Source organism: Pseudomonas sp. R3-41, assembly GCF_054161485.1.
The window spans coordinates 5291871-5312037 of sequence record NZ_CP096421.1; the positions used below are offsets into that span (position 1 = coordinate 5291871).

Below are 20167 nucleotides of genomic sequence, written 5' to 3' on the forward strand. Positions count from 1 at the left end.
TCAATCGTATTCAGCCTCCTGGTGATCACCCAGTAACCGCCGCTGGCGAGGTGTCGCCGCGGCCAGCACCTCAGGGTTGAACTGCCAGTGCAGATAGGGTGAAAACTTCTGCGCGACCATCCGCCGGCCATAATGCACTTGGACCATGTAGCGGGTGCGGTCGGCGGTGCGGTTGTCGCTGCCGGCGTGCCACAGTTCGCTGCGCAATATCAAGACATCGCCCGCCCGGCACAACACGGGCTGCGCGGTACGCCCCTGCCAGTGCGTTTCGCCCGCCACCGGCGCCCGACCAGCCTTGTGGCTGCCAGGAATCACCTGGGTCGGGCTCAAGTCGGCGTCGATGTCATCCAGGTAAAACTGCGCGGTGAACACCTGCATTGGCAACTCGAAGGCCGGGTCGGCCAACAGCGTGGGCGGCAATTTCATCGCCAGGTAATCCAGGTGCAACGGCGCCCCTTTGAAACCCGGATGGCAGCGCCAGGCCGTCTGGCCGATAACATGACAGTCATCGCCCAGGGCCGCCTCGGCCAGTTCGATCACGCCGGCCACCTCCAGGAACGGCAGCCAGAACGGGTCGCGATTAAACACGCATTTGTAATGATCGATGACGCCGCTGTAGTCCCAATGCTGAGGCTTCAACTGGTCGATGGCATGGCGCAGGTTGGCAATCTGCGCGGCATCCAGTACGGCTGGCATCAGGACGAAACCGTCCTGATGCAACGCTCGCAGACTATCGCTGATGGCCACAGCGCGCCTGCCTCAGGTGCGGAAGCGGCCGACCAGCCCAGCCAGGTTTTGCGACAGAGAGGAAAGCTGTCGGCTGGCATGCATGCTCTGGGCGGAATTGGCAGCCGCTTCGTTGGACAAGTCGCGGATATCGGAGATGTTGCGGGCAATCTCTTCGGTGACGCTGCTCTGCTCCTCGCAAGCACTGGCGATCTGCGCGGCCATGTCGTTGATCCGCTGGATCGAACCGCCGGTACCGCTGAGCACCTGGTCGACACCCGCTGCACGTTCGACACTGTCCCGGGCCTTGCTGCTGCCCACATGCATGGCTTGCACGGCCTTGGCGACACCACTCTGCAAGCGCTCGATACGAACCTGAATGTCTTTGGTCGAGTCCTGGGTGCGAGCCGCAAGCGCCCTCACTTCATCGGCCACCACGGCAAAACCACGCCCCTGTTCACCGGCCCGCGCCGCTTCGATGGCAGCGTTCAGCGCCAACAGGTTGGTTTGTTCGGCGATGCCACGGATCACCTCGAGCACGGCGCCGATACTGGACGTTTCCTGGGCCAATGCCTCGATCGTGCCCGAAGCGGTCTCCACTTCCTGGGCCAACTGGCGGATCGACTCGATGGTACTGCTGACCACCTGAGCGCCGTCACGAGACTGGCTGCTCGCCTCCTGCGCGGCGCCCGAGGCGCTCGCCGCGTTATGCGCCACTTCATGCACCGCAGCGCTCATCTGGGTGGCGGCGGTACTGACCTGATCGAGCGCCGCGTGCTCGCTGCTGATCAACCGGTCATTCGTCGAGGCCATGTCGGCCATGGCCCGCGCTGCGGAGTCTACCTCTCCCGTCACCCGCCCGACTTCGGCGATCAATGGCTGCAACTTGTCGAGAAAGCGGTTGAAGGCACTGCCAAGTTGTCCCAGCTCATCGGCCGAACGTACCTCGAGACGCCCTTTCAGATCGCCACCGCCCTCGGCGATCTGCTCGATGCGGTGCAACAAGCGACGCATAGGGCTCAACACCACCAGCGGCAGAACCAGGAGCACCAGGATGCAACCGAGCAGGCCAATGAGCAGAATCACGCCCTGTTGCACGCCGACTGCCTCACCGTTTTCAATCGCAGCGTCGCCTTCGCTATGGGACGCCGCATCTTCCAGCTCACCCAGCTTGTCGATGGAATCACGCATGGTTTCAAACAGGCGCTCACTGTCACCGAAGCTCAGCGCACTGGCGCCCTGCGGATCGCCTACCGACAGTTCGAGGACCCGCCGCGAAACCTGCATCCATTTGCCGAAACTGTCATTGAACTGACTGACCAACGCCTGCGCCTCGGCACCGGGCTGCATCGCGGCGTATTTCTGCACACGGTCGTAAGCCTGCTTCGCATTTTCGCCATGGCTGGCGCTCAGCGCTTTCAGATGCTCGCTTGCATGACCATCCAGCAGACTGCGCTCGGCTACGAAAGCCTGGTAAAGATCACGATCGGCATTGAGTAACAGGCTGATGGCCGGCAGATAACGTTTGGTCAATTGCGTGCTGGATTCAGTCACTTGACTGATGCCGCGCATGCCCGTCCACCCCATCAGCGCCAGCAACACAGCCAGGAATGCAATCGGGAGAGTGATTTTCCAGCGAAAGCCCAAGTCGGCGAAGAACCGCAGCATGGTGTCACTCCTTACACGGGGGAATACCTGCCTATCGGCAGCCATGCCTTGAGCTATAGACCATTAGTCTGATTGTCACAAAGAAGTGACGAAACGACTTAACCAAAAGTGAGGCGCTTCGTAGGACCTTTCTGAAAACCACATTGATAGCCTTCATCTGGATACAAGCCCGTCGCAAGGGTTCTTCAGCCGCGTTAGGCTTCATAGATCGCCGTAGATAGCACCTCACCGTCAGGATTCAAGAGAATGTTCACTCTGGAAAACTGATATACAATAGATATCACCCTCAGGAAGAAGGTGTACAGGAGCAGGACGCTCCCTAACTTGAGACCACGCTACACATGGAGCACATCATGCCCAGCATCGCTGAAAAATCCGAAAGCTTCCTGCTGCGGTTACGTAAACAGGACACACCGACGGGGGTCAGTCTCTCGACCATCGAGTTACTTATGCGTCAGACCGGCCTGAGTAAAACCGAAATCGCTCACCTCGCACTGCGTCAGCTAGCTGACCGTTATTTACCAAAGTACGAGCTGGATGACGGCCCGTTGACCCAAGAACAAATCGCCGCGATTCGTGCCGCTAGCCCTGCTACGGATATTCCGGAGGAACGCGTAACCAGAAGGCTCTATTAATGACCGTTCCTTTTCGTCCACTGCCTGCACCAGGCGATTTTGTCTGGTGCCATTTTCCAGAGGTTGTCGGGAAACCCGGCCCAAAAGCTCGACCCGGTTTAATAGTCGCTGTTTTTGATGACGACCACGCCGTAAGGATCGCCTATGGAACGACTCAAAAAACCGAGAAGCTTTACCCAGGTGAGTTTGTGTTAGATCCCGCAGATCCTGGTTTTTCTTCAAGCGGGCTGACCCACCGGACAAAGTTCGATTTGAATCATGAAGTCCAGGTTTTATTCGATTCAGATTGGTTTGCACCGAACCAAAGCGTCTATGCCTGCGTCCCCTTGCCGAAGATGGGGAGGCTGGACATCAGTTACTACCCAGCCGTGCAAAAAGCCGCCAAAGCCAAACGTCAGAAATAGTCTTTATCGGCTCGCCGACGCCCAGCGTACCCAAGCGGGCCGGCGTTGGATTGCTGACGACCTGCCGCAAAACTGCGACCGAAACGCCGTGATTATTTAGATCCCAGAATGGGGTGGGGCGCAATAAAAAGGGCGGCGGGACGCAATTGCAGAAGGGGAATTTTCTGACATTTCCAGCCCACATAATTCAGGGAATCTTCTTACGCATCATCTGATTGATGATTTCTACAGAAGGGCTCTATATTCCAATTGTCGTTCGTAAGAGCGGCTTGGGTTTGGCGACCCAATGACAAATGGTAAGAAAAGCCCTCAATCAAACGGAGTTTGAAATGAATAGATACATGGCTCTTACCAACAATGCCGACGATCAACCCCTCTTCGTCGATACCTCTGCACCTTTGCACATCCTGCTCGACACGGCGGGCTATAGAATTCGCGCGGTCACCCAGTTTCTAGAGAACCTCGCCATGCGAGGAGATATTCCGAGTGAGTCAGTGGTCCTCCAGGACTTTGCACAACTATGCTGCATCTCCTTGAGGGATGGCTGCGACGTGCTCGATGTCATTGCCCGGCGATTGGATGCAGAGCCGGCCTAGCTCAAAGGGCCTCTCACGGGGCCCATTTCGTCGAAACGAGCATGGTTCGATGACACTGAAACCCTCCGGTTTACCCAGACTCGATTAATCACATAAGCTGATCAACGCACCTCGGAGGCTCCGATGGCTACTATAAAAAAGTCGAGAAAGCGCGCAGAAAAGTCACTCACGAAGAGCTGACATTTCTTGACGTTCGACAAGCTGCACGTGATGGTCAGAAAGTGTTCGATAGATTTGTAATCACTGGCAAGCTTCCTATTACAAAGTAGGCTTGGATGCCAGTCGTTAAAACTTCCGCACTTTTTGAAAAAACACGGAACTGGAAAAATATAAATCATCAAGGCGTAAACCAATGAAAATCGGAAGTTTCATTCTCAGCCTCTCGATTTACAGCGTACTTCAAACACTCTCAATCCATGCGCTGGCGGAAAGCAAGCTGTGGGTGACCACTGATCGCACCGCCAGACACACCTGTCCTTCTACCGAGTGTGGAGTAGCAGGCCGTCTAATGTTTAGGGAGGGGGTAGACGTTTTAGAAAGAAAAGGAGATTGGGCCCGTATCACCAAGGCGTACTCAGCATCTTGTGTTGGAGGTAAAAGCGAGTATGTGAAAGACGGGAACAAAGCCTGCACCAGTGCCAACGGCATTAGAGAAGGAAAATTCGCCGAATGGGTCCAAATCAAAGATTTTAGTAAGAATCGTCCTAATGACCCCGCAGAGAACGCAACCGGCGATGATTCCCTCATCAAAGGTTCGGACGACTACAGAATCTACAAGGCCAAATTTTCCCAGGCCGCTCGCCAACTCATAGACGAAGGAACCTGTACGGAAGGAGACTTCATAGAGATGGGAGGGTGGATGGCTTCGAGCAATAGGGGCCCGGGGATGTACTTCACGTATTGCGGCGGTATGTCCCTAAGCAACAAAGTCTACCTAGATGCCAATACGGGGAAAACCAGTCGTTAAAAAGAGCTGGGCCAACAACCACGCGTCTACAAGTCGTATCTCCCGCCCTTCTCCCAAGTCGATAGCTAACCTATCAACCGCATTCACAGAGCATTCTGAGACGGCATCATAGCGAGCCCTTTAGCTCCCCCCTAAACCAAACGCAAGAAACGAAAAAGCCCCTGAAATGTTCAACAATTTCAGGGGCTTAGTCATACACAATTATGGCGGAGAGATAGGGATTTGAACCCTAGGTACTGTCGCCAGTACAACGGATTTCGAATCCGTCCCGTTCGGCCACTCCGGCATCTCTCCAGTGGCGCGCATCATACCAGCACATTTGCCGGAAGCGAACCCCCGGGCGAAATTTTTTCCGTGCTATCAGATGCTTGCGTCGATTACAGCGGTACACCCAGGCGCTGGGCGACTTCTTCGTAGGCTTCGATGACGTCACCGAGGCCTTGGCGGAAGCGGTCCTTGTCCATCTTCTTCTTGGTGTCCTTGTCCCAGAGGCGGCAGCCGTCCGGGCTGAATTCGTCGCCCAGGACGATGGAGCCATCGCTGAACACGCCGAATTCAAGCTTGAAGTCCACCAGCAGCAGGCCAGCGTCGTCGAACAGCTTGGTCAGCACTTCGTTGACCTTGAGGGACAATTCCTTCATGCGCGCCAGTTGTTCGCTGGTGCCCCAACCGAAGGCCACGACGTGGGATTCGTTGATGAAGGGATCGCCCTTGGCGTCGTCCTTCAGGAACAGCTCGAAGGTGTAGGGGTTGAGCTTCATGCCCTCTTCCACGCCCAGGCGCTTGACCAGGCTGCCGGCGGCGTAGTTACGCACGACGCATTCGACCGGGATCATGTCCAGCTTCTTGACCAGGCATTCGTTGTCGCCCAGCAGCTTGTCGAACTGGGTCGGCACGCCGGCGGCTTCGAGTTTCTGCATGATGAAGGCGTTGAACTTGTTGTTCACCATGCCCTTGCGGTCGAGCTGTTCGATGCGCTTGCCGTCGAACGCCGAGGTGTCGTTGCGAAACAGCAGGATCAAGCGGTCAGCGTCGTCGGTCTTGTAAACCGACTTGGCTTTGCCGCGGTAGAGTTCTTCACGTTTTTCCATGATGGGCTCCGCTTGCTAAGTAGTGGGCTAGGCGATATGTCGCCAGTCGAGCCCTGAATCTTGATCGGCCAGTTGCAGCCAGTCCGGGTCGCACCCGAGGGTGTCGACAAAACATTGCCGGGCCAGCTGCGGCAGGTTGTTCTTGCTGCTCAGATGGGCCAGGACCAGGTGTTGCAGGCCTTGCCAGCCCAACTCGGCCACCAGGAACGCGGCCTGGTGGTTGTTCAAATGTCCGTGCTCCCCGCCGACCCGCTGCTTGAGAAAGTACGGGTAGTAACCACGGGCCAGCATGTCACGGCAGTGGTTGGACTCGATCATCAACGCATCGAGGTCCCGGTAACTGTCCATCACCCTGTCGCAATACGACCCCAGGTCGGTGAGCAAGCCGAAGCGCCGCTCGCCGTCACTGAACACATACTGCGTTGGCTCCCGGGCATCGTGGGCCACGCTGACCACGCTGATGTCCAGGCCACCGATACGCAGTTGCTCGCCACCGGCCACGAAACCGGCCGGCTCGATGGGCTTGCGCAAGCCTTCCAGCGTGCCACGGCTCAGGTACACCGGCACATTGTAGCGCCGAGACAGCAAACCCACGCCATGCACGTGGTCGGCATGTTCGTGGGTCACGAGTATCGCGCTCAGTTGCGCCGGGTGCACACCCAGGCGCAACAGGCGTTTCTCGGTTTCCCGCAGGGAGAAACCACAATCGACCAGCACGTACGTGCCGGCGCTGGCGATCAGCGTGCCGTTGCCCTGGCTACCGCTGCCGAGAACGGCAAAACGCATCGGATCAGCCCAGGTTGTCCTGAATCACGCTCAACACCTTGCGGGCCACATCGGCCGGCGCCACGGTATTGATGTTTTTCTCGACGGTGACCTGGACGTTGTCGCCGACCTTGCTCAGGCGAACCTGGTAACGCTCGGCGCGGGCTTCGACTTCTTCCTTGTCCGGCTTGCTGCCGAACAGGCCACTGAAGAAGCCAGGCTTCTCGTCTTTCCTCTCGGCCTTTTCAGCCAGGTTGATGTAGTACAGGCCCAGGCTGCGGTTGATGTCCTCAACGCGCCACTCGCCCTGCTCCAGCGCACGGCCAACGCTCGACCAGGCACGGTCCAGGTCGGAGCCGACGTTGAGCACCGGGTTGCCGCTGCCGTCTTCGTTCAGGCTGACGCGGCTCGGGGTGTCGTAGTCCCGGGTCGCCAGCATCGACACCGAACCGCCCTGCTCTGCGGTACGGCTCATGCTGGCAAGCATGTCGTCCACCAGCGCAGCGTCGAGACCGGTATTGACCGAACGGTTGGTGAAGGCCACGTCGGCGGTGCTGCCGGCAGGACGCTCGGCGCTGACCACGTAGATTTCACTGGTGTTGCGCTGCACGCCCGGCTCGATGCGCACCCGCACGCGGGTTTCGCTGTCGGCCGCGACACCGGCGGCGCTCAGACGCTTGGCCATGGCGGCGGACAGTTCATCGGAACGCTGCCAGGTGGTGGTGAACTCGCCGGTTTGCGGGCGCTGTTCGTCCAGGCGGAAACCGTTGTCCTGAAAGAACTGGATCGCCACGGGCCAGACTTCAGCCGGTGGGTGCTGGCCCATGACCCAGCTGGAATCGCCGCTTTTCTGCAGGGTGTAGTCGCTGGCATCGGCCACGGCCGACAGCGGCTGTGGACGAGGAACGATGTATTCGCCCTTGACGCTGTCGTCCGCGACGTTGCGCGGGATCGGCAGCAACGGATCCAGGCGCTTGGCGACGCTGACGTCTTGCGGCAGTTGCATCGGTGCAGTCTGTTGCGCTTGCAGGTAATCACTACCACGGTCGCGGAAGTAACCCTCCGGCCCCCAGATCCATCCGCAGCCGCTGGTGCTGGAGATAATCAAGGCAAGTGCGGAAAGTCCGGCCATTCGCTTCATGCGTTGTACTTCCTCAATTAAACCAGGACGCCGGACTGGCGCAGGGCCTGCCGCAGCGGTTCGTGACAGGGGGTGCTCAACCAGGTCAGTGGCAGGCGGATGCCATCGTGCATCAAGCCCATTTCGACCAAGGCCCACTTCACCGGAATCGGGTTGGCCTCGATGAACAGGTCCTTGTGCAACGGCATCAGTTTTTCGTTGATGGCCCGTGCGGTCTCGGCGTCGCCCTTGAGCGCGGCCTCGCACAGGTCGGCCATTTCGCGCGGCGCGACGTTGGCAGTGACGGAGATGTTGCCCTTGCCACCCAGCAGGATCAGTTCGACGGCGGTCGGATCATCACCGGACAGCACGATGAAGTCCTTGCCCACGCCATCGAGGATGGCCTTGGCGCGCTTCATGTCGCCGGTGGCTTCCTTGATGCCGATGATGTTCGGCACGGTGGACAGGCGGATCACGGTCTCGGCCTGCATGTCGCAGGAGGTGCGACCGGGAACGTTGTAGAGGATCTGCGGGATGTCGACGGCTTCGGCAATGTGCTTGAAGTGCTGGTACAAGCCTTCCTGGGTCGGCTTGTTGTAGTACGGGACGACCAGCAGGCAGGCGTCGGCACCGGCTTCCTTGGCGTTGCGGGTCAGCTCGACGGCTTCGCGGGTCGAGTTGGCGCCCGTGCCGGCGATGACCGGAATGCGCCCGGCAACCTGCTTGACCACGGCTTTGATCACGGCGATGTGTTCTTCTACATCAAGCGTTGCCGACTCGCCGGTGGTACCGACGGCGACAATGGCATGGGTGCCGTTTTCAAGGTGGAAGTCCACGAGTTTGCTGAGGCTGTCCCAGTCAAGACGCCCGTCTGCATCCATGGGTGTGACCAGAGCCACCATACTGCCCGCAATCATGAAACCGCTCCTGCCGGAAAAAGAGAGCGTAATGGTACTGGCGCCAAGATGCTTGTACAAGCGAACTACCATTCCCCTTGGCGTTGGTTTTCGCTACCCTTCAGGCTTTGATCGGTACCGACAAGCTCATACGCCGGTTTCCAGCCTCCGTTTTCGACGTCACAAGCCCCGATCCCGGGTTTGTCCTGGTGCATTCCTGTTGTCGCGGAATGCAGCACAACCCCGGGCACCAGGCTTGAGCCGTTCGTTTTCCGGGGCCGGGCGTCGTGTCGAGCGGCAAAGGTACCGACCGCTCATCGCTTTAGGAATGCTGCATGTCCACCCCCACAGTCCGCGAACAATTCCTTGTTATCAGTGCCCTCGGCGCCAACCCCATGGAGCTGACTAACGTCCTGTGCCGCGCCAGCCATGAAAATCGCTGCGCCGTCGTGACCTCACGCCTGACCCGTCATGGCGAATGCAGTGCACTCGTGCTCGAGATCTCCGGCAGCTGGGACGCCCTGGCGCGCCTGGAAGGCAGCCTGCCGGTGCTGGCCAAGAAGCATGCCTTTACCGTCAACGTGGTGCGCAGCGCCGCCCTGGAGAACCGTCCCCAGGCCCTGCCCTACGTGGCCTACGTGAGTTCGGCCTACCGTCCGGACATCATCAACGAGCTGTGCCAGTTCTTCATGGACCATCACGTCGAGCTGGAAAACCTGACCTGCGACACCTATCAGGCTCCGCAGACCGGCGGCACCATGCTCAACGCCACGTTCACCGTGACCCTGCCGGCCGGCACCCAGATCAGTTGGCTGCGCGATCAGTTCCTGGACTTCGCCGATGCGATGAACCTGGATGCCCTGATCGAGCCGTGGCGCCCACAAAACCCAATGTAAGGAAGCGTTCATGGCCGTTGCCGTCGACCAGCCGGTTACCGATTTCCAAGCGCCTGCCACCAGCGGGCAGACGATCAGCCTCGCCGCCCTCAAGGGCAAGCAGGTGGTGATCTATTTTTACCCCAAGGACAGCACCCCTGGCTGCACCACCGAAGGCCAGGGTTTTCGCGATCAATATGCACAATTCCAAGCCGCCAACACTGAAGTGTTCGGCGTCTCCCGGGACAGCCTCAAGTCCCACGAGAACTTCAAGTGCAAACAGGAGTTCCCGTTCGAGCTGATCAGCGACAAGGACGAGGCTATCTGCCAATTGTTCGACGTGATCAAGCTGAAAAAGCTCTATGGCAAGGAATACCTGGGCGTTGATCGCAGCACCTTCCTGATCGACAAGGAGGGTGTGCTGCGCCAGGAATGGCGTGGTGTGAAAGTGCCGGGACATGTGGATGCGGTGTTGGCGGCGGCCCAGGCCCTCGACAAGGGCTGATTTTACCTTGGGCCTGTTCAGGCCCTTCGCGAGCAAGCCCGCTCCCACAGGGGGTCTGTGTTGACCAAGTCACCGCAGATCCAATGTGGGAGCGGGCTTGCTCGCGAAGGGGCCATCAGCATCACCTGAATAATCAAGCTACAACAACGGCGCCACCACCGGCTCCTTGCTCGGCCACGCATCCAGCACCGCCTTGAACAGCGTCGCCAGGGGAATCGCAAAGAATACCCCCCAGAACCCCCACAGCCCGCCAAACAGCAGCACTGCGCAGATGATCGCCACCGGGTGCAGGTTCACCGCCTCGGAGAACAGCAGCGGGACCAGCACGTTGCCGTCCAAGGTCTGGATGATCCCGTAGACCGCCATCAGGTAGATGAACTGATCGCTCCAGCCCCATTGGAACAGCGCAATCAAGGCCACCGGCACGGTCACCACCACCGTGCCGACGTAAGGCACCACCACCGAAATGCCCACCAGCAGCGCCAACAGCGCAGCGTAATTGAGCCCCATGGTCACGAAGCCGATGTAAGTCACGCCACCGCAGATAAAAATCTCGATGACTTTTCCGCGAATGTAATTGGCGATCTGCCGGTTCATCTCCTGAGCCACGCGGGTAATCAGCGCCCGCTCGCGCGGCAGGTAGCCACGGACCCAACGCCCGATCATTTCCCGGTCCTTGAGGAAGAAAAACACCAGGATCGGCACCAGCACCAGGTAGATCATGATGTTGACCAGCAGCGGCAGGCTGGACAGCGAAAACGTCAGCGCCCATTGGCCGAACTTGCCAATTTCGCCGCGCACCACTTCGATGGTCTGCAGCACTTGCTCATCGGAGACCAGGTGCGGATAACGCTCGGGCAGCAGCAACAGCAAGGATTGCCATTTGGCGAGCATGCCTGGCAACTCATTGAACAAGGTCACCAACTGGTGCCAGAGCAACGGCACGATCACCACGAGAAACACCACCAGCACACCCATGAACAGGGCGAACACCAGCCCCACTGCCGCGGTGCCGGGCAGCCGCAGACGCTCCAGCGTCGTGACCAGCCCTTGCATCAGGTACGCCAGCACCATCCCCGCCAGCACCGGCGCCAGCATGCCGCCCAACGTGAGCACGGCGGTAAAGGCCAGGAACAACAGCACTGCCAGGACCACCGCCTCTTCATCGGAGAAGTAGCGCTGAATCCAGTCGCGTAACACTTTGAACATTAAAAATCCTTAAGGACGCTGTCGGTGTTTTCAGGCTTTTTTCAGCCAATAACGGTAGACGCCGTTTTCGTCTTCTTCACGCAGCAGCGTATGACCGGCCAATCGGGCGAAGGTGCGAAAGTCACGTTGCGAGCCCGCATCCGTGGCGATCACCTTGAGCACACTGCCGCTGGCCAGGCGATTGAGTTCCAGCTTGGCCTTGAGCAACGGCAACGGACAGTTCAGGCCGCTGGCGTCCAGTTCGGCATTGTGGGCTACAGCATCAGTCATGGGTTCGCTCCGCGGCAGGTCGTTGAGCGGCCTAGAATATCTGGTCCCGGGCCCGGTGTCCGGCTACAGTAGGGTCTTTGTCAACTAAGGCCTCGTGCATGACATTTCTGCGCCCCACCCTGCTGACGCTCGCTTGCCTGCTTGCCTCACCGGGCTTCGCCGACGACTTGCCGTCACTTGGCGATGCCAGTTCTGCCATCGTCTCACCAGAACAGGAACACCAGTTGGGCCGCGCCTGGCTGGCCCTGCTGCGCAGCCAGGTTTCACAGCTCAACGATCCACAGCTCAAGGACTACGTCGAAACCAGCGTCTACAAGCTGGTGGAGACCAGCCAGGTCAATGACCGGCGCCTGGAATTCATCCTGATCAACAGCCCGCAGCTCAACGCCTTCGCCGCACCGGGCGGGATCGTCGGGGTCAACGGCGGCCTGTTCCTCAACGCCCAGACCGAAGGCGAATACGCCTCGGTCATGGCCCACGAACTGGCCCACTTGTCACAGCGCCACTTCGCCCGTGGCGTCGAAGCCCAGCAACGCATGCAGGTGCCGATGATGGCCGCACTGCTGGCCGGCATCGTGATTGCCGCCGCCGGTGGCGGTGACGCCGGGATCGCCGCCATCGCCGGGACCCAGGCCGCCGCCATCCAGGAACAACGACGCTTCTCGCGCCAGAACGAACAGGAAGCCGACCGCATCGGCATCCAGAACCTGGAAAAGGCCGGCTATGACCCGCGGTCCATGCCCACCATGTTCGAGCGCCTGATGCGCCAGTATCGGTTCGACGCCAGGCCCCCGGAATTCCTGCTGACTCACCCGGTGACCGAATCGCGGATCGCCGACACCCGTAACCGCGCCGAACAGGCCAGGCCGGGCGGCATCGAGGACAGCGTGCGCTATCAATTGATTCGTGCACGGGTCCAACTGACCTATGAAGAAACCCCGGGCCTGGCCGCCAAGCGCTTCCGGGCACAGCTGGACGAAAACCCGAAGAACGACGTGGCACGCTATGGCCTGGCGATCGCGCAGATCAAGGGTGGCCAGTTGAACGAAGCTCGGGAGAACCTCAAGCCGTTGCTGGCCAAATCACCCAACGAGATCATCTACAACCTCGCCCTGGTGGACCTGGACATCACCAGCAACAAACTGGCCGACGCTCAGTCCCGCGTCGACCGGATGCTGAGCCAGTACCCGGGCAATTATCCGCTCAACCAGGTCCGCGTCGACCTGCTGCTCAAGCAGAACCGTCCCGCCGACGCCGAGAAGGCCCTGGAAACCTTGCTCAAGTCGCGCCCGGACGATCCGGACGTCTGGTACATGGTGGCCGAGACCCGTGGGCTGTCCGGCAACATCATTGGCCTGCATCAGGCCCGTGCCGAGTACTTCGCCCTGGTGGGCGATTACCGCCAGGCCATCCAGCAACTGGACTTCGCCAAACGGCGCGCCGGCACTAACTTCCCCCTTTCGTCACGCATCGATGCGCGCCAGCGGGAACTCATGGAGCAGGAGCGCATGGTCAAGGACATGATGGGCTGAGCATTGGCCAGGCAATAAAAAACCGCCTCTCTCGAGCTAATGCGGCTCACTTAAGTCGATCGAAAAAACCGTGGCGAGGGAGCTTGCTCCCGCTGGGCTGCGAAGCGGCCCTTTTTGTGAGCGCTTCGCGCTCAAGCGGGAGCAAGCTCCCTCGCCACAGGTCCATCGTCTCTCTTGAGTAACTGCATTAATTCTTTGGAGGCGGTTTTTTTCAGCGGCTAACCGGTCATTCGGCCAGCTTGAACGTGATGAAGCTCGCGCGCCCCTGGCGCAGGACCCGCATCGACACCGAACGATTCTTCGGCAATGCCTTGGCGATGTCGGTGAACTCCTTGGCCGAACCAATGGCCTGGTTGTTCAGGTGCGTGATGATGTCGCCCGGCTGGAGACCGATCAGCGCGGCAGGACCGTCCTGCACTTCCTTGATCACTACACCACCCTGCAGTTCCAGGGTGCGTTTCTGCTCTTCGGTCAGCTCGACCACGGCCACGCCCAGGCGGTTGCTGCTGCGCTCGACGCCGGATTTTGGCAGCGAATCCAGTTCCTTGCCTTCTTCAGGAATGGCGCCGACGGTCAGTTCGACGTTCTTGCGCTTGCCTTCGCGGATCACTTCCAGATTAGCCTTGGCGCCGGCCTTGAGAGCGCCCACCAGGTGCGGCAGGTCGGCGGACATGACGATCGGCTGGCCGTTCATGCTCAGGATCACGTCACCCACTTGCAGGCCGCCCTTGGCAGCCGGGCCACCTTCCTGGATCTGCGCCACCAGCGCACCGGCAGGTTTATCCAGCCCGAACGACTCGGCCAGATCCTTGTTCACTTCCTGGATCACCACGCCCAACCAGCCACGGCTGACCTTGCCTTCGCTTTTCAGCTGGTTGGACACGTCCATGGCCACGTCGATCGGAATGGCGAAGGACACGCCCATGAAGCCGCCCGAACGGGTATAGATCTGGGAGTTGATGCCGACCACTTCACCATCAAGGTTGAACAGCGGGCCACCGGAGTTACCCGGGTTGATCGGCACGTCGGTCTGGATGAACGGCACGTAGTTTTCGTTCGGCAGGCTGCGACCGATGGCGCTGACGATGCCCTGGGTCACGGTGTGGTCGAAGCCGAACGGCGAACCGATGGCCACCACCCATTGGCCGGCTTTCAGGTCCTGGGATTTGCCCAGCTTGAGCACCGGCAGGTCCTTGCCTTCGATTTTCAACAGCGCCACGTCGGAACGTGGGTCGGTGCCGATCAGCTTGGCCTTGAGTTCGCTACGGTCGGCCAGGCGCACCAGGATTTCGTCGGCGTCGGCGATCACATGGTTGTTGGTCAGGATGTAGCCATCAGGCGAAATGATGAACCCCGAGCCCAGGGATTGCGCTTCGCGCTGGCGGCCACCACCGGGCGAGCGCGGCTGTTGCGGCATGCCGCGCTCGAAGAACTCCCGCAGCATGGGCGGCAAGCCTTCCAGGTCCGGCATCTGCGGGTCCGATACACGGCGATCCGGCAGCTTCTGGGTGGTGCTGATGTTCACCACGGCGGGTGAAGCCTGCTCGACCAGTTGCGTGAAATCGGGCAATTCCACCGCCACGGCAGGAACGGCCTGGCCGAGCACAAGCACGGTGGCAAAAATGGAGAGATAGGTTTTCAAGCGTGGTATCGACATACGGCTCCCGTTACGACGAGCATGGTTAAGCGATATGGAGCAAGGAATACCAGGGAAAGATACGCCGGTATTTTTGTTCCGGGAACAGACAAGGCCAGAGCCGAGCGGCTCTGACCTATAGAAAAAAAGCTGAGTTTTTGCAAATGAAAATGCTGACAGGAAGTTTCGGCATTTCGATCCAGCCCTGGCGTCATCGGCCTCTCGCGCAATCGAATCACCCGTGCAGCCAGCAGGTTATTGGGTCGCCGTGACGTCAGAGCGCATGGACAGCGCGATCCGTTCCGCCGTACCGATAGGAATTTCACCGACCACCGTGACCATCATTTCGCCCTGGGGCGTCGTCAGTCTGCGAGACACGGCCGCCGTCGGACCGAGTTGAGTACGGGTATCGGTGGCGTTGGCACCGTTCAACGGCTCCAGGAACACCGAGAAGCGCGCCAGCCCGTCGTCATACATCAGGCTGCTGACTTGGACCTGGGAGTCAGGGTCCTTGCGCGCGGTACTGCTGGTCAGCTCGAAGCCGGGCGGCAGCCAGTCCGAGTGCCAGGCGGTTTTCGCCGCGACGGCCTTGCCAGGATCCTGCGTGACGGCCTTGCAATCGGCGCTGGCCTGCAAATCAGCGTCTGCGGGCGCGGCGAGATTCATGCGGGTGAACTGGAAGCGCTCGAGCAACTGGCCCTTGTCATTGAGTAACAAGGATTTGAGCGGCAGGCCGGTTTCTCTGTCCAGATGCAGCTCGAAGCCATAGCGATGCTGGTCCTTGGGCGTCAGCGCAACGATGACCGTTTGACGTCCGGCCACACGTGATTTGCCAATGACTGCAAGGTCATACCAATTCTTGAGTTTTTGCGGATCGAGCGCACGTGAAGTGCTGTCCGGCGTATTGCCCAGCCCCGGGATCAAGGAGCCGCTTACGCATTGAGTATGCCCATCAATGCGCACGACTTCCTGTGCCGAGCCGTCGAGCTGGAGTAACCGCTCGCGGACCTTGCCATCCTGGACGCGATGCCAGATGTTATGGGTAGAAAAACTACCGTTGCGCTCGTAAACGAAAGTGCCCTGGAAGCTCTGCTGTTGCTCGGCTTGACTCAGGCGGTTCAACCAGTCCTGAGCCTCATCGGCATGGGCTGGAATTGCACACCAGCCACCAAGCAGAAGCGTGAATAGAGGTATGGCGCGCAATGGCTTTCCTTATTAACGGTTTTCCAGGCTGGCGGCACGGGCGTAAGGCAGCGCGCTTTCGGTACCTTTCAGGGCAGCTTGCTGGGCATGCTGACGCAGGTAGTTGGGCAGGCGCTGATCATGCCAGCCAGGCTGGCCTTGCAGGACACCGTTGGCCATTGGGCCTGCGGTTTCCGAACCTTCGCTGTAACCGGCCAATACCGCTGGGCCCTTGACCTGTGGAGCGGCCAAGCCAGGCTGGTTGGACTGCTGCGCCATCTGCACGCCGGCAATCTCATCCTGGTTATACAGGCGTACACCCGCCAGTACAGCGACGGTGACCGACGCGGCTACCGCCAGGCGACCCAGGCTGCGCCATGGTCCGCGAGATGCTTTTGCCGGTACGGCTTCGTCAGCCAATGCAGCAGAAACGGCGGCAGCGATGTCCAGGCGAGGAAGCAACAAGTCCTTGTGCATCACAGCCCGGGCGATCTGGTAACGAGCCCAGGTCTCACGTGTTTCAACATCGTCGAAGGCATTCAATACCCGACGTAATTCAAGTTCGTCCGCTTCGTTGTCCATAACTGCGGACAGCGATTCCTGCAGGGCTTCACGACTCATGGCGTTCCTCTCTTGGCTGTCGCCGCTGTCTCTAGTTTTCCTGCAACAACGGTTGCAGGGCTTTATCAATGGCCTCCCGAGCGCGGAAAATCCGGGAGCGCACGGTGCCTACAGGACATTGCATGACGCTCGCAATGTCTTCGTAACTCAGACCGTCGAACTCACGTAAAGTTAAAGCCGTACGCAAATCTTCAGGCAGTTGCTGGATGGTTCGATGGACGGTGCCTTCGATCTCATCCCGCAGCAACGCACGTTCCGGTGATTCGAGATCCTTGAGGCCATGATCGCCATCGTAGAACTCGGCATCTTCAGAACTTACATCGCTATCCGGCGGCCGGCGGCCGCGTGAAACCAGATAGTTTTTCGCCGTGTTGATGGCGATGCGGTAAAGCCACGTGTAAAACGCGCTGTCCCCGCGAAAATTACCAAGTGCGCGGTAGGCCTTGATGAAGGCTTCCTGAGCGACATCCTGCGCTTCATGGGTGTCGTGCACGAAACGCACGATCAACCCGAGAATTTTGTGCTGGTATTTCAGCACTAGCAGATCGAAAGCTCGCTTGTCGCCGCGTTGGACGCGCTCGACCAGCTGCTGATCCTCTTCCTGGGTTAGCATGAACACTCCTCGATAAGCTCGAAGGAGGCTTGCATTACTAATTGACCGGGCTTGCAAACATAGACTCGGGCTTTTCGCAAAAGTTCTCCCCCTTCCAAGCAAGTTTCCGACGCGCTCTGATCTCGGCACGCACGAAAAACGCAGCAGGAGATTCCCCGGCTGCGCGAATAATCTGTCGCCGGGCCTATTGGCAGGGATTCCAATCGAAATCCTGCATCAACCCGACGCTGCTCCCTTTTGCAGACAACCGTCTATTGAACGTAGGCGCCTGGCAAAAGTTCCCGCTATTTCCAGCGTCGCAAATAGAATAATGGACGACCATGACGTGATAAACAGCGTTCTGTCTTCGAAACAGACGCCTTTGTCGACTCAGAGCCAACCGGCTGGTCCGACGAAGCGTGCCGCTTTTCTGTCACACTGGTTTCACATTGCCATGAATGCCCGGCTATTGTGCCGATCCCCCCCTCTATATACTAGTGGGCTGCGTGGCTGCCCGACCCGTTGAAGCGGTGTCTGGCGCCAACCCCGACCCGGGTCGCCTTGAGCGGAAACCATTCGAATGAGCCAACAGTTCCAACATGATGTTCTGGTAATCGGCAGCGGTGCCGCCGGATTGAGCCTGGCCCTGACCTTGCCTGCGCACTTGCGCATCGCCGTCCTGAGCAAGGGCGACCTGGCCAACGGTTCGACCTTCTGGGCCCAGGGCGGCGTCGCCGCCGTGCTGGACGATACCGACACCATTGAATCCCACGTCGACGACACCCTCAACGCTGGCGGCGGCCTTTGCGATCCGCAAGCGGTGCGCTTCACGGTCGAGCACAGCCGGGAAGCCATCCAGTGGCTGATCGACCAAGGCGTGCCGTTTACCCGTGACGAACAATCGGGCACCGAAGACGGCGGTTTCGAGTTTCACCTGACCCGCGAAGGCGGCCACAGCCATCGGCGCATCATTCACGCAGCCGACGCCACGGGCGCGGCGATCTTCAAGACCCTGCTCGCCCAGGCGCGACAACGGCCGAACATCGAATTGCTGGAACAGCGCGTCGCGGTCGACCTGATCACCGAAAAACGCCTGGGCCTGGACGGTGATCGCTGCCTCGGCGCCTACGTGCTCAATCGCGGCACCGGCGAAGTCGACACCTACGGCGCGCGCTTCGTCATCCTGGCGTCCGGGGGTGCGGCGAAAGTCTACCTTTATACCAGCAACCCCGACGGCGCCTGCGGCGACGGCATCGCCATGGCCTGGCGCTCGGGTTGCCGGGTGGCGAACCTGGAGTTCAACCAGTTTCACCCCACCTGCCTCTACCACCCACAGGCCAAGAGCTTCCTGGTGACCGAGGCCCTGCGTGGCGAAGGGGCTCATTTGAAACTCCCCAACGGCGAACGCTTCATGCAACGCTTCGACCCGCGCGCCGAACTGGCACCACGGGACATCGTCGCCCGGGCCATCGACCATGAAATGAAGCGCCTGGGTATCGATTGCGTCTACCTGGACATCAGCCACAAGCCCGAAGCGTTCATCAAGAGCCACTTCCCGACGGTGTACGAGCGCTGCCTGGAATTCTCCATCGACATCACCAAGCAACCGATCCCGGTGGTGCCAGCGGCACATTACACCTGCGGTGGCGTGATGGTCGATCAACGCGGCCGCACCGACGTGCCGGGCCTCTACGCCATTGGCGAAACCAGCTTCACCGGCCTGCACGGCGCCAACCGCATGGCCAGCAACTCGCTGCTGGAATGTTTCGTCTACGCCCGCTCGGCGGCAGCGGACATCCTCGAGCAGTTGCCGCAGATCGCCATTCCGGCCGCCCTGCCCTCGTGGGACGCCAGCCAGGTCACCGACTCTGACGAAGACGTGATCATCGCTCACAACTGGGACGAGCTGCGGCGCTTCATGTGGGACTACGTCGGCATCGTGCGCACCAACAAGCGCCTGCAACGGGCACAGCACCGGGTGCGCTTGCTGCTGGATGAGATCGACGAGTTCTACAGCAACTACAAAGTCAGCCGCGACCTGATCGAGTTGCGCAACCTGGCCCAGGTGGCCGAACTGATGATTCGCTCGGCCATGGAGCGCAAGGAAAGCCGGGGGCTGCATTACACCCTCGACTACCCGAACCTGCTGCCCGAGGCGCTGGACACTATCCTGGTGCCGCCCACCTACGCCGACTGAACCTGAGCTGCACCCGCAGGCGCCGATGGACATCCGGCGCCAGCGCGTCGCGGGGCACGCACAGCGAGCGAACCCGCCGCTCCCCCTGCAGGCGAAAGCGCAGCACGATGATCATTGGCAGCGCCAGGCTGTCGGGGCGCAATTGCACAGCCCGCCAGCCGTCGGCCCGGTTCCACAGCTGCCAGCCAGTGGCGTTACGACGCAACCCGCAAAAAGCCCGGCGCTGGGTCAGCAATAGATGTCGAGGGATCACCCAGGCGCCATGAGCCAGGCACACTACGACGCCAAGCGCTGCGCACCAGGACGGCACGGACAACAGGAACAACGAACCCAGGGCGAACGCCTGGGCAAGCAGATAGGCCGCCAGCAACTGCCCGGAGGCCTGCCAGCGGCATTCGAAGCGATTACTTGGGCTGGACACGGTCCAGGATCATCCGGACCATGCGCTGCAACTCAGGGTCTTCGGATTCGCTGCGTTCCATGAACCAGCCGAACATGTCCTGATCCTCGCATTCGAGCAAGCGGACGTAGCACGCACGGTCCACTTCATTGAGATGGGGATAAACCTCTTTCACGAACGGCACCAGCAACACGTCCAGCTCAAGCATGCCGCGGCGGCTGTGCCAGTAGAGGCGATTCAGTTCAACGTCTTCGACCATGGAGCGCTCCTCAAATAGAGC

22 protein-coding genes, 1 tRNA gene and 1 pseudogene are annotated in these 20167 nt (G+C 59.9%); 8 read left to right on the top strand and 16 right to left on the bottom strand.

Annotated elements, in window-relative coordinates:
• The 3 genes and pseudogenes from M1D99_RS22690 to M1D99_RS22700 all read right to left on the bottom strand — a co-directional run.
• A complete protein-coding gene (locus M1D99_RS22690; protein WP_458130810.1) occupies window positions 1-747 on the bottom strand; it encodes a phytanoyl-CoA dioxygenase family protein in 747 nt (248 codons plus the stop codon).
• A 12-nt stretch (window positions 748-759) separates the two neighbouring features.
• Complete coding sequence (locus tag M1D99_RS22695; RefSeq protein ID WP_434576595.1) at window positions 760-1548, bottom strand: methyl-accepting chemotaxis protein; 789 nt, start codon at window positions 1546-1548, stop codon at window positions 760-762.
• Window positions 1549-1617: 69 nt separating this feature from the next.
• A pseudogene (locus M1D99_RS22700) lies at window positions 1618-2439 on the bottom strand (MCP four helix bundle domain-containing protein); the annotation flags it as partial.
• Between the two features lie 308 nt (window positions 2440-2747).
• Here M1D99_RS22700 and M1D99_RS22705 point away from each other — a divergent pair.
• The 4 genes from M1D99_RS22705 to M1D99_RS22720 all read left to right on the top strand — a co-directional run bounded on the left by M1D99_RS22705 (window position 2748) and on the right by M1D99_RS22720 (window position 4996).
• Entirely contained in the window at window positions 2748-3029 is a 282-nt protein-coding gene (locus M1D99_RS22705; protein WP_186636004.1) for a hypothetical protein, read from the top strand.
• Window positions 3029-3433: a hypothetical protein gene (locus tag M1D99_RS22710; protein WP_186643715.1), complete on the top strand. Its 405-nt coding sequence runs from the start codon at window positions 3029-3031 to the stop codon at window positions 3431-3433. Before M1D99_RS22705 ends, M1D99_RS22710 begins: the two co-directional genes overlap by 1 nt.
• A gap of 329 nt (window positions 3434-3762) precedes the next feature.
• Window positions 3763-4029 carry a short-chain dehydrogenase gene (locus M1D99_RS22715; protein WP_458130811.1) on the top strand — a complete coding sequence of 89 codons (267 nt, stop codon included), beginning with the start codon at window positions 3763-3765 and terminating at the stop codon, window positions 4027-4029.
• 352 nt (window positions 4030-4381) lie between these two features.
• Complete coding sequence (locus M1D99_RS22720) at window positions 4382-4996, top strand: hypothetical protein (protein WP_186635995.1); 615 nt, start codon at window positions 4382-4384, stop codon at window positions 4994-4996.
• A 204-nt stretch (window positions 4997-5200) separates the two neighbouring features.
• Here the strand turns inward: M1D99_RS22720 and M1D99_RS22725 are convergent.
• The 5 genes from M1D99_RS22725 to dapA all read right to left on the bottom strand — a co-directional run bounded on the left by M1D99_RS22725 (window position 5201) and on the right by dapA (window position 8889).
• Window positions 5201-5290 (bottom strand) — tRNA-Ser (locus M1D99_RS22725).
• Window positions 5291-5373: 83 nt separating this feature from the next.
• On the bottom strand, window positions 5374-6087 hold the full coding sequence (purC, locus tag M1D99_RS22730) for a phosphoribosylaminoimidazolesuccinocarboxamide synthase (RefSeq protein WP_186635992.1): 714 nt from the start codon (window positions 6085-6087) through the stop codon (window positions 5374-5376).
• 27 nt (window positions 6088-6114) lie between these two features.
• The gene (locus M1D99_RS22735; RefSeq protein ID WP_250962750.1) at window positions 6115-6873 is read right to left on the bottom strand and encodes an MBL fold metallo-hydrolase; all 759 of its coding nucleotides are present in this window, start codon (window positions 6871-6873) and stop codon (window positions 6115-6117) included.
• A gap of 4 nt (window positions 6874-6877) precedes the next feature.
• Entirely contained in the window at window positions 6878-7993 is a 1116-nt protein-coding gene (bamC, locus tag M1D99_RS22740) for an outer membrane protein assembly factor BamC (RefSeq protein WP_186704553.1), read from the bottom strand.
• 17 nt (window positions 7994-8010) lie between these two features.
• Window positions 8011-8889 (bottom strand): 4-hydroxy-tetrahydrodipicolinate synthase, encoded by an 879-nt coding sequence (dapA, locus tag M1D99_RS22745; protein ID WP_186704552.1) that lies wholly within the window; start codon window positions 8887-8889, stop codon window positions 8011-8013.
• Between the two features lie 314 nt (window positions 8890-9203).
• Between dapA and M1D99_RS22750 the strand changes: the two genes are divergently transcribed.
• Together M1D99_RS22750 and M1D99_RS22755 are read left to right on the top strand one after the other, a co-directional pair.
• Window positions 9204-9764, top strand: a complete 561-nt coding sequence (locus M1D99_RS22750; protein ID WP_003184325.1) for a glycine cleavage system transcriptional repressor — start codon at window positions 9204-9206, stop codon at window positions 9762-9764.
• Between the two features lie 10 nt (window positions 9765-9774).
• Window positions 9775-10248 (top strand): peroxiredoxin, encoded by a 474-nt coding sequence (locus M1D99_RS22755; protein ID WP_186704551.1) that lies wholly within the window; start codon window positions 9775-9777, stop codon window positions 10246-10248.
• Between the two features lie 138 nt (window positions 10249-10386).
• On the opposite strand, the gene M1D99_RS22760 is transcribed toward M1D99_RS22755, so the two are convergent.
• A complete protein-coding gene (locus M1D99_RS22760; RefSeq protein WP_186704550.1) occupies window positions 10387-11457 on the bottom strand; it encodes an AI-2E family transporter in 1071 nt (356 codons plus the stop codon).
• 30 nt (window positions 11458-11487) lie between these two features.
• Window positions 11488-11727 (bottom strand): sulfurtransferase TusA family protein, encoded by a 240-nt coding sequence (locus M1D99_RS22765; RefSeq protein ID WP_458130812.1) that lies wholly within the window; start codon window positions 11725-11727, stop codon window positions 11488-11490.
• Window positions 11728-11825: 98 nt separating this feature from the next.
• On the opposite strand from M1D99_RS22765, the gene M1D99_RS22770 reads away from it, so the two are divergent.
• Window positions 11826-13259 (top strand): M48 family metalloprotease, encoded by a 1434-nt coding sequence (locus M1D99_RS22770; RefSeq protein WP_186704549.1) that lies wholly within the window; start codon window positions 11826-11828, stop codon window positions 13257-13259.
• A gap of 226 nt (window positions 13260-13485) precedes the next feature.
• Here M1D99_RS22770 and M1D99_RS22775 read toward each other — a convergent pair whose 3' ends face one another.
• The 4 genes from M1D99_RS22775 to rpoE form a co-directional block, all read right to left on the bottom strand.
• Window positions 13486-14916: a DegQ family serine endoprotease gene (locus tag M1D99_RS22775; protein ID WP_186704548.1), complete on the bottom strand. Its 1431-nt coding sequence runs from the start codon at window positions 14914-14916 to the stop codon at window positions 13486-13488.
• A 234-nt stretch (window positions 14917-15150) separates the two neighbouring features.
• The gene (locus M1D99_RS22780; RefSeq protein ID WP_186730562.1) at window positions 15151-16098 is read right to left on the bottom strand and encodes a MucB/RseB C-terminal domain-containing protein; all 948 of its coding nucleotides are present in this window, start codon (window positions 16096-16098) and stop codon (window positions 15151-15153) included.
• Between the two features lie 12 nt (window positions 16099-16110).
• Window positions 16111-16698, bottom strand: coding sequence for a sigma-E factor negative regulatory protein (locus M1D99_RS22785; RefSeq protein WP_053120046.1), 588 nt, complete (start codon window positions 16696-16698; stop codon window positions 16111-16113).
• 31 nt (window positions 16699-16729) lie between these two features.
• Window positions 16730-17311 (bottom strand): RNA polymerase sigma factor RpoE, encoded by a 582-nt coding sequence (gene rpoE, locus M1D99_RS22790; RefSeq protein ID WP_003172477.1) that lies wholly within the window; start codon window positions 17309-17311, stop codon window positions 16730-16732.
• A 559-nt stretch (window positions 17312-17870) separates the two neighbouring features.
• Here rpoE and nadB point away from each other — a divergent pair.
• Window positions 17871-19487 (top strand): L-aspartate oxidase, encoded by a 1617-nt coding sequence (gene nadB, locus M1D99_RS22795; protein WP_186704546.1) that lies wholly within the window; start codon window positions 17871-17873, stop codon window positions 19485-19487.
• Here nadB and M1D99_RS22800 read toward each other — a convergent pair.
• Together M1D99_RS22800 and M1D99_RS22805 are read right to left on the bottom strand one after the other, a co-directional pair.
• The gene (locus tag M1D99_RS22800; RefSeq protein ID WP_434571827.1) at window positions 19456-19908 is read right to left on the bottom strand and encodes a protein YgfX; all 453 of its coding nucleotides are present in this window, start codon (window positions 19906-19908) and stop codon (window positions 19456-19458) included. The two genes, nadB and M1D99_RS22800, sit on opposite strands and share 32 nt — an antisense overlap.
• Entirely contained in the window at window positions 19892-20146 is a 255-nt protein-coding gene (locus tag M1D99_RS22805) for an FAD assembly factor SdhE (RefSeq protein ID WP_003184348.1), read from the bottom strand. The genes M1D99_RS22800 and M1D99_RS22805 overlap by 17 nt, the downstream gene beginning before the upstream one ends.
• Between the last annotated feature and the right edge of the window lie 21 nt (window positions 20147-20167).

What these genes read in the sequence shown, in the direction of transcription:
- M1D99_RS22750 (WP_003184325.1), top strand. Translation starts at nt 9,204, where the DNA reads ATGTCCACCCCCACAGTCCGCGAACAATTCCTTGTTATCAGTGCCCTC.
- M1D99_RS22775 (WP_186704548.1), bottom strand. Translation starts at nt 14,916, where the DNA reads ATGTCGATACCACGCTTGAAAACCTATCTCTCCATTTTTGCCACCGTG.
- M1D99_RS22785 (WP_053120046.1), bottom strand. Translation starts at nt 16,698, where the DNA reads ATGAGTCGTGAAGCCCTGCAGGAATCGCTGTCCGCAGTTATGGACAAC.
- nadB (WP_186704546.1), top strand. Translation starts at nt 17,871, where the DNA reads ATGAGCCAACAGTTCCAACATGATGTTCTGGTAATCGGCAGCGGTGCC.
- M1D99_RS22705 (WP_186636004.1), top strand. Translation starts at nt 2,748, where the DNA reads ATGCCCAGCATCGCTGAAAAATCCGAAAGCTTCCTGCTGCGGTTACGT.
- dapA (WP_186704552.1), bottom strand. Translation starts at nt 8,889, where the DNA reads ATGATTGCGGGCAGTATGGTGGCTCTGGTCACACCCATGGATGCAGAC.
- M1D99_RS22720 (WP_186635995.1), top strand. Translation starts at nt 4,382, where the DNA reads ATGAAAATCGGAAGTTTCATTCTCAGCCTCTCGATTTACAGCGTACTT.
- M1D99_RS22765 (WP_458130812.1), bottom strand. Translation starts at nt 11,727, where the DNA reads ATGACTGATGCTGTAGCCCACAATGCCGAACTGGACGCCAGCGGCCTG.
- M1D99_RS22755 (WP_186704551.1), top strand. Translation starts at nt 9,775, where the DNA reads ATGGCCGTTGCCGTCGACCAGCCGGTTACCGATTTCCAAGCGCCTGCC.
- M1D99_RS22805 (WP_003184348.1), bottom strand. Translation starts at nt 20,146, where the DNA reads ATGGTCGAAGACGTTGAACTGAATCGCCTCTACTGGCACAGCCGCCGC.
- M1D99_RS22710 (WP_186643715.1), top strand. Translation starts at nt 3,029, where the DNA reads ATGACCGTTCCTTTTCGTCCACTGCCTGCACCAGGCGATTTTGTCTGG.
- M1D99_RS22735 (WP_250962750.1), bottom strand. Translation starts at nt 6,873, where the DNA reads ATGCGTTTTGCCGTTCTCGGCAGCGGTAGCCAGGGCAACGGCACGCTG.
- M1D99_RS22760 (WP_186704550.1), bottom strand. Translation starts at nt 11,457, where the DNA reads ATGTTCAAAGTGTTACGCGACTGGATTCAGCGCTACTTCTCCGATGAA.
- M1D99_RS22770 (WP_186704549.1), top strand. Translation starts at nt 11,826, where the DNA reads ATGACATTTCTGCGCCCCACCCTGCTGACGCTCGCTTGCCTGCTTGCC.
- bamC (WP_186704553.1), bottom strand. Translation starts at nt 7,993, where the DNA reads ATGAAGCGAATGGCCGGACTTTCCGCACTTGCCTTGATTATCTCCAGC.
- purC (WP_186635992.1), bottom strand. Translation starts at nt 6,087, where the DNA reads ATGGAAAAACGTGAAGAACTCTACCGCGGCAAAGCCAAGTCGGTTTAC.
- rpoE (WP_003172477.1), bottom strand. Translation starts at nt 17,311, where the DNA reads ATGCTAACCCAGGAAGAGGATCAGCAGCTGGTCGAGCGCGTCCAACGC.
- M1D99_RS22695 (WP_434576595.1), bottom strand. Translation starts at nt 1,548, where the DNA reads ATGGCCGACATGGCCTCGACGAATGACCGGTTGATCAGCAGCGAGCAC.
- M1D99_RS22715 (WP_458130811.1), top strand. Translation starts at nt 3,763, where the DNA reads ATGAATAGATACATGGCTCTTACCAACAATGCCGACGATCAACCCCTC.